The 16,373-nt window shown below is 33.2% G+C and carries 13 protein-coding genes and 1 other RNA gene; all 14 read left to right on the forward strand.

The features are described from left to right. The first annotated feature begins 36 nt into the window (after window positions 1-36). A complete protein-coding gene (locus tag H3S74_RS03250; protein WP_198247203.1) occupies window positions 37-1,443 on the forward strand; it encodes a hypothetical protein in 1,407 nt (468 codons plus the stop codon). Further along, on the forward strand, window positions 1,436-2,323 hold the full coding sequence (locus H3S74_RS03255) for a carbohydrate kinase (protein WP_110447864.1): 888 nt from the start codon (window positions 1,436-1,438) through the stop codon (window positions 2,321-2,323). The genes H3S74_RS03250 and H3S74_RS03255 overlap by 8 nt, the downstream gene beginning before the upstream one ends. A 320-nt stretch (window positions 2,324-2,643) precedes the next feature. After that, the gene (gene thrS, locus H3S74_RS03260; protein WP_198199884.1) at window positions 2,644-4,569 is read left to right on the forward strand and encodes a threonine--tRNA ligase; all 1,926 of its coding nucleotides are present in this window, start codon (window positions 2,644-2,646) and stop codon (window positions 4,567-4,569) included. A 27-nt stretch (window positions 4,570-4,596) separates the two neighbouring features. After that, on the forward strand, window positions 4,597-5,136 hold the full coding sequence (gene infC, locus H3S74_RS03265) for a translation initiation factor IF-3 (RefSeq protein WP_065612958.1): 540 nt from the start codon (window positions 4,597-4,599) through the stop codon (window positions 5,134-5,136). 84 nt (window positions 5,137-5,220) lie between these two features. Beyond that, the gene (gene rpmI / locus H3S74_RS03270; protein ID WP_065557738.1) at window positions 5,221-5,418 is read left to right on the forward strand and encodes a 50S ribosomal protein L35; all 198 of its coding nucleotides are present in this window, start codon (window positions 5,221-5,223) and stop codon (window positions 5,416-5,418) included. 32 nt (window positions 5,419-5,450) lie between these two features. After that, window positions 5,451-5,804, forward strand: coding sequence for a 50S ribosomal protein L20 (gene rplT / locus H3S74_RS03275; RefSeq protein WP_024496189.1), 354 nt, complete (start codon window positions 5,451-5,453; stop codon window positions 5,802-5,804). Window positions 5,805-6,008: 204 nt separating this feature from the next. After that, entirely contained in the window at window positions 6,009-6,992 is a 984-nt protein-coding gene (gene pheS, locus H3S74_RS03280; protein ID WP_198247204.1) for a phenylalanine--tRNA ligase subunit alpha, read from the forward strand. A 16-nt stretch (window positions 6,993-7,008) separates the two neighbouring features. Further along, the gene (gene pheT / locus H3S74_RS03285; protein ID WP_198247205.1) at window positions 7,009-9,396 is read left to right on the forward strand and encodes a phenylalanine--tRNA ligase subunit beta; all 2,388 of its coding nucleotides are present in this window, start codon (window positions 7,009-7,011) and stop codon (window positions 9,394-9,396) included. 5 nt (window positions 9,397-9,401) lie between these two features. Further along, window positions 9,402-9,695 (forward strand): integration host factor subunit alpha, encoded by a 294-nt coding sequence (locus H3S74_RS03290; protein ID WP_034882129.1) that lies wholly within the window; start codon window positions 9,402-9,404, stop codon window positions 9,693-9,695. 139 nt (window positions 9,696-9,834) lie between these two features. Then, window positions 9,835-9,930: signal recognition particle sRNA small type (gene ffs, locus H3S74_RS03295), an RNA gene on the forward strand. 201 nt (window positions 9,931-10,131) lie between these two features. Further along, window positions 10,132-11,001 carry a protease HtpX gene (gene htpX, locus H3S74_RS03300; RefSeq protein ID WP_198247206.1) on the forward strand — a complete coding sequence of 290 codons (870 nt, stop codon included), beginning with the start codon at window positions 10,132-10,134 and terminating at the stop codon, window positions 10,999-11,001. Between the two features lie 105 nt (window positions 11,002-11,106). After that, entirely contained in the window at window positions 11,107-13,047 is a 1,941-nt protein-coding gene (locus H3S74_RS03305) for a U32 family peptidase (protein ID WP_198247207.1), read from the forward strand. Between the two features lie 1,454 nt (window positions 13,048-14,501). Beyond that, complete coding sequence (locus tag H3S74_RS03310) at window positions 14,502-15,215, forward strand: helix-turn-helix domain-containing protein (RefSeq protein ID WP_110447856.1); 714 nt, start codon at window positions 14,502-14,504, stop codon at window positions 15,213-15,215. Window positions 15,216-15,261: 46 nt separating this feature from the next. Further along, a complete protein-coding gene (locus H3S74_RS03315) occupies window positions 15,262-16,311 on the forward strand; it encodes a YdgH/BhsA/McbA-like domain containing protein (RefSeq protein ID WP_198247208.1) in 1,050 nt (349 codons plus the stop codon). Window positions 16,312-16,373: the final 62 nt, after the last annotated feature.

Genomic DNA, 16,373 nt, shown 5'->3' on the forward strand with positions numbered 1-16,373 from the left:
ATTAATAATAACCAATTTAATTAATAGGATAATAGAATGAAAAAATGTACTTTGATGTTAAATAACCCAGATGGTATTACTCGATATAATGAACCGGTAATCGCGCGTCTTTTTTTCAAAGAACAGCCAATAGATCCGTCTAAATTAAAACTAGTTAATGAGCAAGGAAAAGTTATACCACATCAATTGTTTGATATCGTTTATGATGATACTAATACATTAATCTCTGTTTGCTCAATCGCCTTTATAGTAACTAATTTAGAGCAGTTAGTTGAAAATTATACTTTGTTTCTTGATGAAAAAACGTCAATAAGCAATGTAAGTGGCATAAAACAACTAGCGCCAACTTTAAATGATGGTGTAAAACGACTTGATACAGGGCATTATATTTTAGAATTATGTCGTGGTACTGCTGACGGAACATCATATGGGAAATGGGGTATTCGTTACTTTTCTGCTAAAGCTGAAGGTCGGAATTTGATTAAGGATTGCTCTAATGCTATAGGTGGTTTTTATGGCCCCTTTTTTACTCCTGCTAATGGTTTAATTAATCCACCGGAGCATACCATCGTAGAGTGCCAAACAGAGGTCGAAGGGCCAATCTATTGTCGATATCGTTTCAATGGAAAAATTCCCAATGGCTTAGATCCAGCTTTGCATGATAAATCATTCTCAATTGTGTGGGAATTTTTCTATCAATCACCATGGTTTAGACGTACTTATTATGTTGATGATTTTGAAACTTCTGTTGATGGTATGCCGGTCATAAATAAGATCACCGTTGGTGATGAGTATGAAAGTGGTCAAAATAATGTGGTATTTTCACGTTTTGCTAGTTATGGTGGTACTTATTATCGACAAGGCGATCTTTATGCCAATATTCTAGCTGATGAAGTTAATCGAATTTTATCGCAACCACTAGATCAACTTCCTCTGAATGCAAGACTTTATCGAGAGTCTATTGGTGATAATATTAATGCAGTTTCTTGGGATTTTTTCTGGAGACTATTTTGTGTTAAAGAAGGCATTTTAAGTGATGAAGAAATAAAATCACATGTCAAAACCATTCTGCGTAAAGCTCATCATGTTGTGCATAATAGCTCTCGAAACAAAGAAGTATTATTTGCTAAAGATGTGGATGTTAATAGTGTCCCAGAACAAACGATTTTTCCACTTGCTGCAAATAAAACGGCTGAAATAAATCCCGAATCAGGTTATGCTATGGTTTGGTATACGAGTAATATTGTCGGACGTTATCAAATTGTTCAACGTAAAGATTCAGGTTGGGTTAATTGGGGTACTAATGGTGAAAATGAGTATCCAGAATTACCTACCGGTTCAACGATTTATACTGCATATGGTCAATTTGATGATTGGCAGAAGCAAGCCGATAGTATGGAAAAAAATATTGATGTCAAACAAGGGTTAATCGAAGATGAATGACATAAAGATTGTTGCAATAGGTGAATTTTTATGGGATTGTTTACCTAATGGGAAAAAGATTGGCGGAGCTGCCGCCAACTTTTGTTATCATGCTAAATCAGCTGGAGCAAATGCAATATTAGTTTCTGCAATTGGCGATGACGACAATGGTAGAGAATTACGTGAACAGATTGAAAAACTGCAAATCCCACAACAAATTCAAATATCTGCAAATTATCCAACTGGAACGGTATTAGTTAAATTAGATTCAGCTGGTAAACCCACTTATGATATTGTTAATCCTGTAGCTTGGGATGATATTCAATTAACAAATCAACTATTAGAACTTATCCAGCAAGATGATTTAGATGCAATCTATTTCGGCAGTTTAATTCAACGTAATATACATAATCATGAATTATTGCAAAAGATTATTAACCACAGGTCTCAAAAAAGCAAAATTATTGTTGATATTAATTTACGTCAAAATCATTATAACCACGCAACTTTACTTCTTTGTATTGAACATGCCAATATTTTGAAGTTAAATGATGAAGAATTACCAATTGTTGCTGATTTATTAAAGATAAAGGCAGATCCACAAGCGCTTTTCAATTATCTAAATCAACATTATCAACTTGAATTATTAATTTATACCTGTGGTAGTGAAGGTAGTCATCTTATTACCCAAAATGAACAGAATCATTGTCCTGCTGAAAAAATCACCCCAATTGATACTGTTGGTGCTGGTGATTCATTTATGGCAATAAGTAGCGTGTTATATTTAAAAGGTAAACAATTACAGGAAATTAATAGTAAAGCAAATCATATTGCAGCATATGTTTGTACTCAAAGCGGACCTATGCCTATTTTACCGCAAGCATATATAGCCGAATTATAATCTCTTTTCAGGCCTAGCTTTTTAATTAATGAATAATAGCTAGGTCATAACTATTCTTGTCATATTTGATTACACCATTGTTTTATTAATTCCTAATCAAATATAACCACTAAAAAAGCTATTAATAATTAAAAATAGGGTACTGTTTGTTTTTAGTGGTTACTAAAACAGGATGAGTTTAATCGCTAGAGATAAATCTATTTTTAAATCAAGTTCAAGCCTATTTAAAATCCTTATGATAAGTGATAGTATACTCCGTCTATTTATTTATGTACGCATGTGCGCTTTCGTGTGGCGCACCACTGTTATAAGGATTTATTATGCCAATTATTACTCTTCCTGATGGAAGTCAACGTCAATTTGATAAACCTGTTACTGTATTAGAAGTTGCACAAAGTATTGGTGCAGGACTTGCTAAAGCCTGTATCGCAGGCCGTGTTAATGGTGAACGTAAAGATGCGTGTGATGTTATCGAGCATGATGCAACGTTATCTATTATTACCGCCAAAGATGAAGATGGACTTGAAATTATTCGTCATTCTTGTGCACATTTATTAGGACATGCTATCAAACAATTATGGCCTAATACTCAGATGGCTATCGGGCCTACCATTGATAATGGCTTTTATTATGATGTCGATTTAGATCACTCTCTAACTCAGGAAGATCTTGATGCTTTAGAAAAACGCATGCATGAATTGGCTAAAAAAGATTATGAAGTTAAAAAAGAAGTAGTGAGTTGGGAACGTGCAAGAGAAGTGTTTTGGGAACGTCACGAACCTTATAAAATTGCTATTTTAGATGAAAACATTCCTAAAGATTCTACACCAGCACTTTATCATCATGAAGAATATATTGATATGTGTCGTGGGCCTCATGTTCCTAATATGCGTTTTTGTCACCATTTTAAATTACAAAAAGTTGCTGGCGCTTATTGGCGTGGTAATAGTGATAACAAAATGTTACAACGCATCTATGGAACTGCATGGGCAGATAAAAAACAACTCGACAGTTATTTACAATTTCTAGAAGAAGCGGCAAAACGCGATCATCGTAAAATTGGTAAACAACTTGATCTTTATCATATGCAAGAAGAAGCACCAGGTATGGTATTTTGGCATAATGATGGTTGGATTATTTTCCGTGAATTGGAAGTTTTTGTTCGTACCAAACTGAAAGAATATGATTATCAAGAAGTGAAAGGTCCATTTATGATGGATCGTGTACTTTGGGAGAAAACAGGGCATTGGGGTAACTATAAAGAATTAATGTTTGTTACTTCATCAGAAAACCGAGAATATTGTATTAAGCCAATGAACTGTCCTGGCCATGTGCAAATTTTTAATCAAGGTCTTAAATCTTATCGTGATCTTCCATTACGTATGGCGGAATTTGGTAGTTGTCATCGAAATGAACCTTCAGGTTCTTTGCACGGATTAATGCGTGTGCGTGGTTTTACTCAAGATGATGCGCATATCTTTTGTACCGAAGGGCAAATTCGAAGTGAAGTAAATAGCTGTATCAAAATGGTCTATGATACTTATAGTACGTTTGGCTTTAAAGATATCACGGTTAAATTATCGACTCGTCCAGAAAAACGTATTGGTAAAGATGAAACTTGGGATTTAGCAGAAAAAGATTTAGCTGAATGTTTGCAAGAAAATGGCATTGAATTTGAATATTTACCTGGTGAAGGGGCATTCTATGGTCCAAAAATTGAATTTACTTTACATGATTGCTTAGGTCGAGCATGGCAATGCGGTACAGTTCAACTTGACTTTATGTTACCAGAACGATTAGATGCAACTTATGTTGGTGAAGATAATGAACGCCATGTTCCTGTTATGATTCACCGAGCTATACTTGGTTCAATGGAACGCTTCATGGGCATATTGACCGAAGATTGTGCTGGATTCTTCCCAACTTGGTTAGCACCATTACAAGTAGCGGTTATTAATATTACTGATAATCAAGCCGATTATGCCAAACAATTAACCGAGCAACTACAAAAAGTTGGCATTAGAGCAAAAGCGGACTTGAGAAATGAGAAAATAGGGTTTAAAATCCGTGAGCATACTCTAAAACGCGTTCCTTATATGTTTGTCTGTGGAGACAAAGAGATGGAATCAGGAACAATTTCAGTTCGAACTCGCCAAGGTAAAGATCTTGGTAGCTTTGAAGTGAAACATGTTATAGAATTATTGCTAAATGAAATTCATAGTCGTTCATTAGAACAAATGAATTAATGATAAATTAATTTGGAGGAATGAGATATTAAAGTCAGTAAACGAATTCAGTCAACACGCGCGCACAAAATCAATGATGAGATTACTGCTCGTGAGGTGAGGTTAACCGGCGTCGATGGTGAACAGCTCGGCATTGTTAGCTTAGACGAAGCTTTAAAACAAGCTGAGGAAGCAACATTAGATTTAGTTGAAATAAGTCCTAATGCAGAGCCACCTGTTTGTCGAATTATGGATTATGGCAAGTTCCTCTATGAAAAGAGTAAAGCAACAAAAGAACAGAAGAAGAAGCAAAAGGTTGTTCAGGTTAAGGAAATTAAGTTCCGACCTGGTACAGACGAAGGCGACTATCAGGTAAAACTCCGCAGCCTGATACGCTTTCTTGAAGATGGCGATAAAGCTAAAGTTACGTTACGTTTTCGTGGACGTGAAATGGCTCACCAACAGTTAGGTACTGAAATGCTTGATCGCATTAAAGAAGACTTAGCTGATTTGGCTATCATTGAATCTTATCCAACTAAGATTGAAGGTCGTCAAATGATTATGGTGTTAGCGCCGAAGAAGAAATAGTGGTTCAACAAGCTAATTTTTAGTTTATTAAAAATTACACCATTATTTTATTTTTATTAACAATGCGAAGTGGAAATTTATAAAATGCCTAAAATTAAAACTGTAAAAGGCGCAGCAAAGCGCTTTAAAAAAACAGCATCTGGTGGCTTTAAGCATAAGCAAGCTAACAAGAGCCATATCCTAACTAAAAAATCAACTAAACGTAAACGTCATTTACGTGGTTTGACAACTGTGTCAAAAGGCGATTTAGGTTTAGTAGTGGCGTGTGTTCCATACGCTTAATTTATTGATTAATTATTTAGAGGATATAGTTTATGGCTCGTGTTAAACGTGGTGTTATTGCTCGTGCACGTCACAAGAAAATTTTAAAACAAGCAAAAGGGTATTATGGTGCTCGTTCACGCGTATATCGTGTTGCTTTCCAAGCAGTAATTAAAGCTGGACAATATGCGTATCGTGACCGTCGTCAACGTAAACGTCAATTCCGTCAATTATGGATTGTTCGTATCAATGCTGCTGCTCGTCAATGTGGTTTATCTTATAGCCGTTTTATTAATGGTTTAAAGAAAGCTTCAATTGAAATCGATCGTAAGATCCTTGCAGATATCGCAGTATTCGATAAAAATGCATTCGCTGCATTAGTTGAAAAAGCAAAAGCTGCACTTTAATAGCTTTATAAGAGCCGAGTTATCTCGGCTTTTATTGTTTTAACAATATTTAAGAGTTGATCGATTATGAATTTAGTTGTTTTTCGTTTCTTTTTTAGCTTCGCTAAGCTTATTCGTTTGTGAGGCAAATGAGAAACGAAAAATAATTATAAAAGCCTCAGGAGAGGCTTTTTTTATGTAATAAACAATAAGCAGGAGAACTGTATGTCTCAATTAGTTGAACTGGTAAGCAATGCCAAATCCACTATTGAAAGTGCTAATGATATTAATACTATCGAACAGATTCGAGTGGAGTATTTTGGTAAAAAGGGCTATTTTACCATGCAAATGGCGTCTTTACGTGATGTTCCAGCTGATCAACGGCCAGCCGTAGGTCAGAAAATTAATGATGCAAAGCAAGAAGTTGTTGAGTTATTAAACCAAAAACGTAACTTTTTAGAGCGTCAGACTCTTAATGCAAAATTAGCAAATGAAACCATTGATATTACTCTTCCTGGTAAATCACTTGAATTAGGTGGATTGCATCCAGTAACTAAAACTATTAACCGTTTGGTTGAGTTTTTTGGGCAATTAGGTTTTGCTGTTGAAACAGGCCCCGAAATAGAAGATGATTATCATAACTTCGATGCTTTAAATATTCCTGCACATCATCCTGCTCGTGCTGATCATGATACATTCTGGTTTGATGCAAAACGGTTATTACGTACCCAAACTTCAACAGTTCAAATTCGAACTATGGAAAATCAAAAACCACCAATTCGAATTATTGCTCCAGGCAGAACCTACCGAAACGATTATGATCAAACCCATACTCCGATGTTCCATCAAATGGAAGGGTTGTTGGTAGATAAAGATATTAGTTTTACGCATTTAAAAGGTTTATTACATGATTTTCTTCACTGTTTCTTTGAAGATAATATGGAAATAAGATTTAGACCTGCATATTTTCCATTTACTGAACCTTCAGCAGAAGTTGATATTAAAGCTAAAAATGGTAAATGGTTAGAAGTGTTAGGCTGTGGCATGGTTCATCCTAATGTGTTACGTAACGTAGGTATTGATCCTGAAGAGTATTGTGGTTTTGCATTTGGAATGGGAATCGAAAGATTAACCATGTTACGTTACGGTGTCACAGATTTACGTTCTTTCTTTGAAAATGATTTACGTTTTTTAAAGCAATTTAATTAGTTCTGGAGATCAAAACATGAAATTTAGTGAAAGTTGGCTACGTGAATGGATCAATCCAGAAATAAGTAGCGATAAATTATCAGATCAGTTAACTATGGCTGGTTTAGAAGTAGATGATATTGAAAAAGTTGCTGGTGATTTTACCGGTGTTGTGGTGGGTAAAGTTGTTGAATGTAAACAACATCCAAATGCTGACAAATTACGAGTGACCAAAGTAGATATTGGTAAACCTGAATTATTGGATATTGTTTGTGGTGCACCTAATTGCCGTCAAGGTTTAACTGTAGCTTGTGCCACAATTGGTGCTGTATTACCTGGTGATTTTAAAATCAAAGCAGCAAAACTTCGTGGTGAACCATCGGAAGGGATGTTGTGTTCTTATTCTGAGTTAGGCATTTCTGATGATCATAATGGAATTATTGAATTACCAGAGGATGCCCCTTTAGGACAAGATATAAGACAATATTTAAATTTAGATGATGTAATGATTGATATTAGCGTTACACCAAATCGTGCCGATTGTTTTGGTATCATTGGTGTCGCGAGAGATATTTCTGCTGTAAACAATATCCCAATGAAAGAACTAAAAGTTGAAAATATCACTCATACAATTAATGATACTTTACCTATTCAGGTTGATGCAGCTAAAGCAGCCCCTCGTTATTTAGGTCGTATTATCAAAAATGTTAAAGTTGATGCTTTAACTCCGCTATGGATGAAAGAAAAGTTACGTAGAGGTGGTATTCGTTCTGTTGATGCCATTGTCGATGTTACTAATTACGTTTTATTAGAACTCGGTCATCCAATGCACGCTTTTGACTTAGCTGAGATTGACAAGGGTATTGTTGTGCGTTATGCCAATAAAGATGAAAAGCTTGTCTTACTTAATGGCAATGAGGTTAAGCTTGATGAAAAAACATTAGTCATAGCTGATCAGCAAAAAATATTAGCAATCGCCGGTATTATGGGCGGTGAAAAATCAGGTGTAACTACATCAACGAAAAATATTTTCCTTGAATCTGCGTTCTTTTCTCCATTAGCGATAACGGGTAAAGCACGTGAATATGGTTTACATACTGAAGCTTCTCATCGTTATGAAAGAGGGGTTGATCCTTATTTACAATCAGCTGCAATCGAAAGAGCAACTCAATTGATTGTTGAAATCTGTGGCGGTGAAGTAGGGCCTATTACTGAAGTTGTGAATGAAAATGAGCTTCCAGTTCAAGCAACAATTGAATTACGTCGCAACAGAATTGATCGCATTATTGGTTATCACATTGAAACTCAAAAGATTACCGATATTCTTGTAAGATTAGGTTGTGAAGTTATTTATAATGATGATAGTTGGAAGGTTAAATCACCTAGCTGGCGATTTGATTTACAACTCGAAGAAGATCTAGTTGAAGAGGTTGCACGGATTTATGGTTATAACAATATTCCTAATGTGAATATGAAAATTGAATCTGTGATGAAGCCAAAACCGGAAAATAAAATTTCTTTATCTAGAGTAAAAAATCTACTAGTGGACAAAGGTTATCAAGAGGCCGTTACTTATAGTTTTGTTGATCCTAAAATTCAGCAAACATTACATCCACAACAACCACAGATTACATTACCGAACCCAATTTCGAGTGAAATGTCGGTTATGCGTTTGTCATTATGGTCTGGTTTATTAGAAGCAGTTTTATATAACCAAAATCGCCAACAATCTCGTATGCGATTATTTGAAACTGGATTACGATTTATACCTGATGAAAGCTGTGAATTTGGTGTTCGCCAAGAATTAATGTTATCCGGCGTTATTACAGGAAATTTATATGAAGAGCATTGGACATTACCTAAACAAAATGTCGATTTTTATGATGTAAAAGGTGATTTAGAGCAGTTATTTATTCTTTTAGGTTGTTCTGATGATATTGAATATCAACGTTCGGAACTTGATGCATTACATCCAGGACAAAGTGCAGCAATTCTTTTTAATGGCGAAGTTATCGGCAATTTTGGTGTTTTACACCCTGAAATTGAAAAAAAATTATCTTTAAACAGTAAAACGCTTGTTTTTGAAATAAATTTAGCTAAAATTAATGATAAAAAAGTGCCTGTTGCTCAAGAGCTATCTAAATATCCATCAAATAAACGTGATATAGCTGTCGTCGTATCAAATACAATTCCAGCAGCGGATATTATCTCTGAGTGTAAGCGTGCTGGTGGTGAGCAACTAGTAAAAGTTAACTTGTTTGATGTTTATCAAGGTGATAAAATTGACAAAGATCAAAAAAGTCTTGCTATCAGTTTGATTTTACAAGACAAATCACGTACACTGGAAGAAGAAGATATAACAAACATTGTAAGCAATTGTGTTATTGCTTTACAGAATCGTTTCAATGCCTTATTAAGAGAATGATAATTATGACATTAACTAAAGCTGATATTGCAGATCGTCTTGCCGATAAATTTGATATTGATCGTCAAGAAGCTAAAGTCCTTGTTGAACTCTTTTTTGAAGAGATTCGCGTTGCTTTAGAAAAAGGTGAACCTGTTAAACTTTCTGGATTCGGCAATTTTGCTGTTCGTGATAAAAATTCACGCCCAGGTCGTAATCCTAAAACAGGTGAGAGTGTTGATATCTCAGCTCGACGAGTTGTCACATTTAGACCAGGTATTAAATTTAGAGAACGAATTGAGAAAAATTTAACTTTATAATTAAATTTTTTGAATTTGCTTTTGTAAGTAATAGCCTTTTTGTTGTTATTACAACGCAAAAAGGTTGTTTACTTTTTTGTAAAAAATTATTGTAATTAATTGCTGAATCAAGCATAATACACCTCCTCAATGGAGGCTCTATGGGTCCTCTTGCAACATTTTTTTGCTTATCAGGTCAGGTCCGGAAGGAAGCAGCCAAAGTAAAAAATATGTGTGTGGGATGTGGCTGATAGGGTCTCCTCCAAAATATTTTCCTTCAATATATAAACTCATTAAGTCTATTTCTGTTGATTTATTAATCAATTGAATTTTCTTTTTCTAATTTTGAACGTAAATAAGTTGTAGGAAAACAGCTTATTTGCGATCATATATCAAATTTTATTTAGTTTTTTAAATAAAATTATTTATATTAAGTATAGTAATAAGGAATTTGTATATGATGCGAGTTGGATTATTTCTTCTAACTAACTTAGCGGTTATGTTTGTATTTGGTATAATTCTGAGTATTTTAGGGGTTAACGCCCATAGTACCTTAGGATTACTTATTTTTGCCGCTATTTTTGGTTTTGGTGGTTCATTTATTTCTCTTCTTTTATCTAAACGAACGGCATTACGTTCTGTTGGTGGTGAAGTGATCAAGGAGCCTCGTAATGATCAAGAACAGTGGTTACTTGATGTTGTGCGTCGCCAATCAGATCAACTTAAATTAAAGATGCCGGCGGTAGCTATTTATAAAGCAGATGATATTAATGCTTTTGCAACAGGGGCGACCAAAAACCGTTCTTTAGTTGCGGTAAGTACTGGATTATTATCAGCAATGACTCAAGATGAAGCAGAAGCGGTAATTGGTCATGAAATGAGTCACGTAGCAAATGGTGATATGGTTACAATGGCACTACTACAAGGTGTATTAAATACCTTTGTTATCTTTATTTCACGAATTATAGCGTCAATGTTTGCTAAAGTGATTGAAGATCGTAGTGAAGCATTAGCAGATATAGCCTATTATGTAATAGCAATGATATTCGAAACTATCTTTGGAATCTTAGCAAGTATGGTTGCCATGTGGTTCTCGCGTTACCGCGAATTTCATGCCGATGCAGGTTCTGCAAAATTGGTAGGTTCTGCAAAAATGATTGCCGCATTAGAAAAACTAAAAGTAAGCCATGAACCAAATGAAGAAGCGTCAATTTTAGCTTTTTGCATTAATGGTGAGAAGAAAGCCAAACTTTCGCAACTATTCTTATCACATCCACCTTTAGAAAAACGAATTGAAGCTTTAAAAAACCAATCAATTATTGGTTAATTAAACTTTAAATATTGGTTTAATAAACAAATGAAACTTTAATGGCAAATAGTAATAATATTTGCCATTTATTTTATCAATCGATAATATTCCTAGAGATTTAATATGTACCAGCAAACCAACAATAATAAACTTGAATTACTTAGTCCTGCGAAAAACATAGACATTGCCAAACAAGCAATCTTACATGGGGCTGATGCAGTTTATATTGGAGGCCCGCATTTCGGTGCCCGTCATAATGCCGGTAATTCAGTCAGTGATATAGCCGAATTAGTTGAGTTTGCGCATCGTTTTTATGCCAAAGTTTTTGTCACATTAAATACTATTTTGCACGATAATGAACTTGAGCTGGCTCAGCAATTGATCTGGCAATTATATGATGCGGGAGTTGATGCCTTAATTGTTCAAGATATGGGCATATTAGCCATGGATATTCCGCCGATAGATTTACATGCTAGCACGCAAATGGATATTCGAACCCCAGAAAAAGCTAAATTTCTTTCTGATGTTGGTTTTTCACAAATAGTTTTAGCTCGAGAATTAAACTTAACTGAAATAGCGAATATTTATCAACAAATAGATGCCAATATAGAATTTTTTATTCATGGTGCTTTATGTGTTGCATTTTCAGGTCAATGTTATATTTCTCATGCTCAAACGGGCAGAAGTGCAAATCGAGGTGATTGTTCGCAAGCATGCCGTTTACCATTTACATTAAAGGATGATCAAGGTCGTGTTGTTGCTTATGAAAAACATCTTTTATCAATGAAAGATAATAATCAATCCGAAAACTTAATCGAATTGATACAAGCTGGAGTTAGGTCATTTAAAATAGAAGGACGTTATAAAGATTTAAGTTATGTAAAAAATATAACTGCTTTTTACCGTAAAAAACTAGATGAAATTTTAGAAAAATCGGATGATTTTGTAAGTGCATCAAGTGGTAGAACTCAACACTCATTCACTCCAGACCCAAATAAAACATTTCATCGAGGTGCTACTGATTATTTTGTTCGGGGTAGACAATCCAATATTGGCGCTTTTGATTCACCTAAATTTATTGGCTTACCTATCGGTGAGATGACGAAAGTTACTAACCAAGCAATTGATATTAAATCTGAAAAAGTTTTAACTAATGGTGATGGATTAAACGTTTTGGTAAAGCGTGAAATCGTAGGATTCAGGGCTGATAAAGTTGAAAAAATTGCTAATAATCATTATAGAGTGTTTCCTAATGAATTACCTAAGGTATTTCATTCCTTAAAATTACCTTATCAAATTAACCGTAACCTAGATCATAATTGGCAACAAGTTTTATTAAAAGAATCGAGTAGTCGTCGAATTGGTGTAGCATTTGAATTGATAAATCAATCAAATGTTGTTCAATTGATAGCAACGAGTGAAGAGGGCTGTAGTGTAAAAATTGCTTTAAAAGGTGAGTTTGAATTAGCTGAACAATCTGATAAAGCTCTCAAAAATATAAAAGATAGCTTATCAAAACTTGGTCAAACGATATATTACCTTACTGATTTAGAGGTTAATTTGACCGAGATATTTTTTATTCCAAGTAGCCAATTAAATCAATTACGACGTGATATTATTGATAAGTTAACATTGGAACGGCTAACTCATTACCAAAGAAAGTTACGTAAACCACAAACGGAACCTGCGCCAATTTATCCAGAAGAGCATTTAAGCTTCTTAGCAAATATTTATAATCATAAGGCTAGAGAATTTTATGCACAGCATGGCGTTAAACTAATTGAAAGTGCTTTTGAAGCACATGAAGTTAAAGATGATGCGCCATTAATGATTACAAAACATTGTTTGAGATTTGCGTTTAATTTATGTCCTAAACAAGCTAGAGGTATTCAAGGTGTGAAAACAAAAGTAACACCAATGAAATTAGTACAAAATAATAATGAAGAATTAATACTGAAATTTAATTGTAAAGCCTGTGAAATGCAAGTTTGGGGTAAAATTAAAAATCATATTTTAAAAATGCCATTACCAGGAAGTGAATTGATTTTATTGACCAATAAATAATTACAGTCAAAGAATCGAAATTTAATGAATAACTCAGTTCTTTTTAAAAGAAGAATTGAGTTCGTAATAATGAACTATATTTAACATAATATACATTATTTTAACTTTAAATATCTGATTTATAATAAAATTACCTCAAAAGAAAAGGGCGGTTACATTATTCCTTTAATAATGCAAACTTACATTTGAACAACTTCTTTTTTAGAATTTATAGGTTCAAAGCTCCTAGCATTTAATAAAACCTTCAAATCGTTAAAGGATGTTATATAAAAATTGTATTTTATATCGCAAACTTCTCTTAAAAAATCAATAATAGGATGATGTAGTTGCAATATTAAGTCTACTTCAGATTGTTTATTTTTGTTTTCTTTACACATTAATTCAACTAAACGTTCTAAAGTATCAGAGATATTTTTTAAACTTTTAATAACGTTATATTCTTCAATTATTGTCTGTTGCTCTAAAAATCTTTGGAATAGACCCGCAAATAGTTCTTTTAAGTATCTAGTTATATCTAGTATGGTTTCAAATCCTTTAATATTATTATTTCATTCCATGGATTTAAGTCACATATAATGATAACAATACGAAATCCGTACAATCGATAGAATATCGATCAAGTGGTGTGATATTTACTGTAAAACCATTAATTACACAAAATAGCTTTTTACAATCTTTTCTTGGTAGTAATTCTAATGAAAAAAGTAAGACAAATATTTTAGTTGCTCTATCAGTATCAAAAATAACGGATTAAAATTTATATTTACCGAATGTAGTACTAATAGCTAATAATTTTTCATCTTTTGAGAGAATGAGTAAAACGCTTTCTAAGCCGTCAATATCTAATTCATTGTTTTTGATGTAACATAGGTCCGTTGGAATATAAATTAGTATCATCAAAGTTTAAAGTATATTTTTCTTTAGCTTCTTTTAATGTTGTTTTATTAATTTCGAGACCAAATGGAGATGGATTAGCATATAGCAATGAACTATAATACTATTAGTAAAACCAGTTTTTTCATTGTGATATTTCCTGTTTAGAATTTATGATTTATGAGCGCAAGCCTAGTATCACAACAATTAAGTACATTTATACGCTTAACTGATATATTACTAATAGAAGTATTTATAAAATTGTCATCTAGAAAATAAAAAATAATATTAAGTTAAATATTGATTATATTTAGTTCGCATAATGTATATTATGTTAAATAACATAATATGAAATATATCTTCTATAATCTCTCTATCCTACTCGACTTATTTTGATTTTTAGTAAATTAAAAATCAAAATAATTTACCAAAAAATGGTAATTTAATTATTTAATAATAATTTTCTATTCCCTTTCTATTTATTGAATAATAGAATATAAACTATATAGTTAGTTTTTGTTTTATCATAAAATATGGTAATCTTAACAATCAAAATCTTTAACGGTTCTATTTAGGTTTATATGCATACTATTTATAAAACATTGCGCAGCAATAGTTATTCCGTTCCTTGTGAATTATGTAGCATTGGTGGATTGTGTATCCCAATGTTACTTAATAATTCACTAAGTGATGTTTTAGAACGGAAAAAATCATATTTAAAAGATGAAATCGTTGTTAAATCAAAAACTCCATTTAAGAAGTTTTATATTGTTCATTCTGGCGCATTAAAGACGTTTGTTACTACTCCGGAAAATACTGAACAAATTAATGGATTTTATTTACCTGGAGATATCGTTGGTTTAGACTCTATTTCGACTAAAGTCTATAATAGTAATATTCAAACATTAGGTAATACCTTGCTTTGTGAACTTTACTATGATGAATTAATGTCATTAATTGATAGTAACAAAGATGTTCGTGATTTGATATTTAAGTTATTAAGCACAGATATTTATAATTATCAAAAATTAATTCTATGTTATTCGCAAAAAAAATCTGAAGAACGTCTTGCTACTTTTATCTATTCTCTTTATCTTAGATATCAGCAAAGAGGACATACCTCTTTAAATATTAAACTAGCAATGAGCCGTGCTGATATAGCCAATTACTTAGGATTAACGATTGAAACAGTCAGCCGAAATTTAACAAAATTACAAGAACAAAATATTTTAACAGCCAAAGGAAAATTCATATATATTAATAAGTTAGAAGCTTTAATAGAAATATGTAACTAAATTTATCTGTGCTAAATTAATTAAAATTTACTGTAAGGTTTTTTATATGACAAGTTTAAAGAAAACATTTATCGCTGCGACTATTGCTCTTATTCCCTGTTCTTCATTTGCTGCACAACAATTAACTGAAGAACAAGCTAATAGCATGCAATCTTACAAAAGCATTACTATTCGAGGTGCTTTTTATACTGATAGCGATTACGTTATGGCTATGTCAAAAGCTGCTGATAATGAAGGTGCGGCTTCTTTCTATATTACTACTACCAATATTAGTCCTTCTAATGATACTTTACGAATTGTTTATGCTAAATTGTATAAATCAGACGCTCCTAAAGCTGTTGAACAAGCGGAAAGTTTACGTAAGTTTGAAGGTGTTTATGAGTATCCAAAATCAAAAGCAGTTCGTTTAGAACCATTTAATATTGTCCGTATTCGTGGTTATTTCCCAACCGATTATGATATTAATCAAGCAATTGCTAAAGAAGCATCAGCTCAAGGGGCTTATGGATTTTATATTGATTCACGTTCAGAAATAGGTAGTAATTTACAAATTGCAGCTTATATATTCAAAAAAGATGCACCAGAACGTAAATTACAACCAGAAGATGCTATTCCTTATGATTCTGAAGCGGGGCAATTAGCTTTAGCTAAAGGTGGTGATGCTGCAATGCAGGTTGAAAAACCGGGTTATTATTCTCCTTCAGCATTCAATGAAAAATATTATGCCGATAAGTTTAATAATAAAGTTATCGATAAAACGACTACCACTACAACAACTGCTACTACAGCTAAAGTTGCAACATCATCAAGTACTGAAACAACGACTTCTGTTGTTACAGAACCTCAAAGAGTAACTCGTTACACTGTAACATTACCGGATGGAAGAAAAATTCAAGAACTTAATGATGCTACAGCAGCTAAAATGGTTGCATTTGATACATTGAAATTTAGAGGCTATTATGTCACTGATCAAGAAATTTCTTATCAAGCAGGTAAACGTGCGATTGAGGCTGGCGCAAAATATTACCATATTGCTCGTGTAGCACATGATACTAAAGGTCCAAATATTACGGTGTTTATTGATCTTTATCGATAATAAAAAATGGGCGCCTAAGCGCCCTTCTTTTTATTATCATAACTTATCAGATTATAGATTCT

The sequence above is a fragment of the Gilliamella sp. W8126 genome (assembly GCF_016102185.1).
GTDB classification, from domain to species: Bacteria; Pseudomonadota; Gammaproteobacteria; order Enterobacterales; family Orbaceae; genus Gilliamella; species Gilliamella apis_A.

Bases quoted from the DNA above. Each gene is read 5' to 3' on its own strand.
- H3S74_RS03250 (WP_198247203.1), top strand. From the start codon at position 37: ATGAAAAAATGTACTTTGATGTTAAATAACCCAGATGGTATTACTCGA.
- H3S74_RS03255 (WP_110447864.1), top strand. From the start codon at position 1,436: ATGAATGACATAAAGATTGTTGCAATAGGTGAATTTTTATGGGATTGT.
- thrS (WP_198199884.1), top strand. From the start codon at position 2,644: ATGCCAATTATTACTCTTCCTGATGGAAGTCAACGTCAATTTGATAAA.
- rpmI (WP_065557738.1), top strand. From the start codon at position 5,221: ATGCCTAAAATTAAAACTGTAAAAGGCGCAGCAAAGCGCTTTAAAAAA.
- rplT (WP_024496189.1), top strand. From the start codon at position 5,451: ATGGCTCGTGTTAAACGTGGTGTTATTGCTCGTGCACGTCACAAGAAA.
- pheS (WP_198247204.1), top strand. From the start codon at position 6,009: ATGTCTCAATTAGTTGAACTGGTAAGCAATGCCAAATCCACTATTGAA.
- pheT (WP_198247205.1), top strand. From the start codon at position 7,009: ATGAAATTTAGTGAAAGTTGGCTACGTGAATGGATCAATCCAGAAATA.
- H3S74_RS03290 (WP_034882129.1), top strand. From the start codon at position 9,402: ATGACATTAACTAAAGCTGATATTGCAGATCGTCTTGCCGATAAATTT.
- htpX (WP_198247206.1), top strand. From the start codon at position 10,132: ATGATGCGAGTTGGATTATTTCTTCTAACTAACTTAGCGGTTATGTTT.
- H3S74_RS03305 (WP_198247207.1), top strand. From the start codon at position 11,107: ATGTACCAGCAAACCAACAATAATAAACTTGAATTACTTAGTCCTGCG.
- H3S74_RS03310 (WP_110447856.1), top strand. From the start codon at position 14,502: ATGCATACTATTTATAAAACATTGCGCAGCAATAGTTATTCCGTTCCT.
- H3S74_RS03315 (WP_198247208.1), top strand. From the start codon at position 15,262: ATGACAAGTTTAAAGAAAACATTTATCGCTGCGACTATTGCTCTTATT.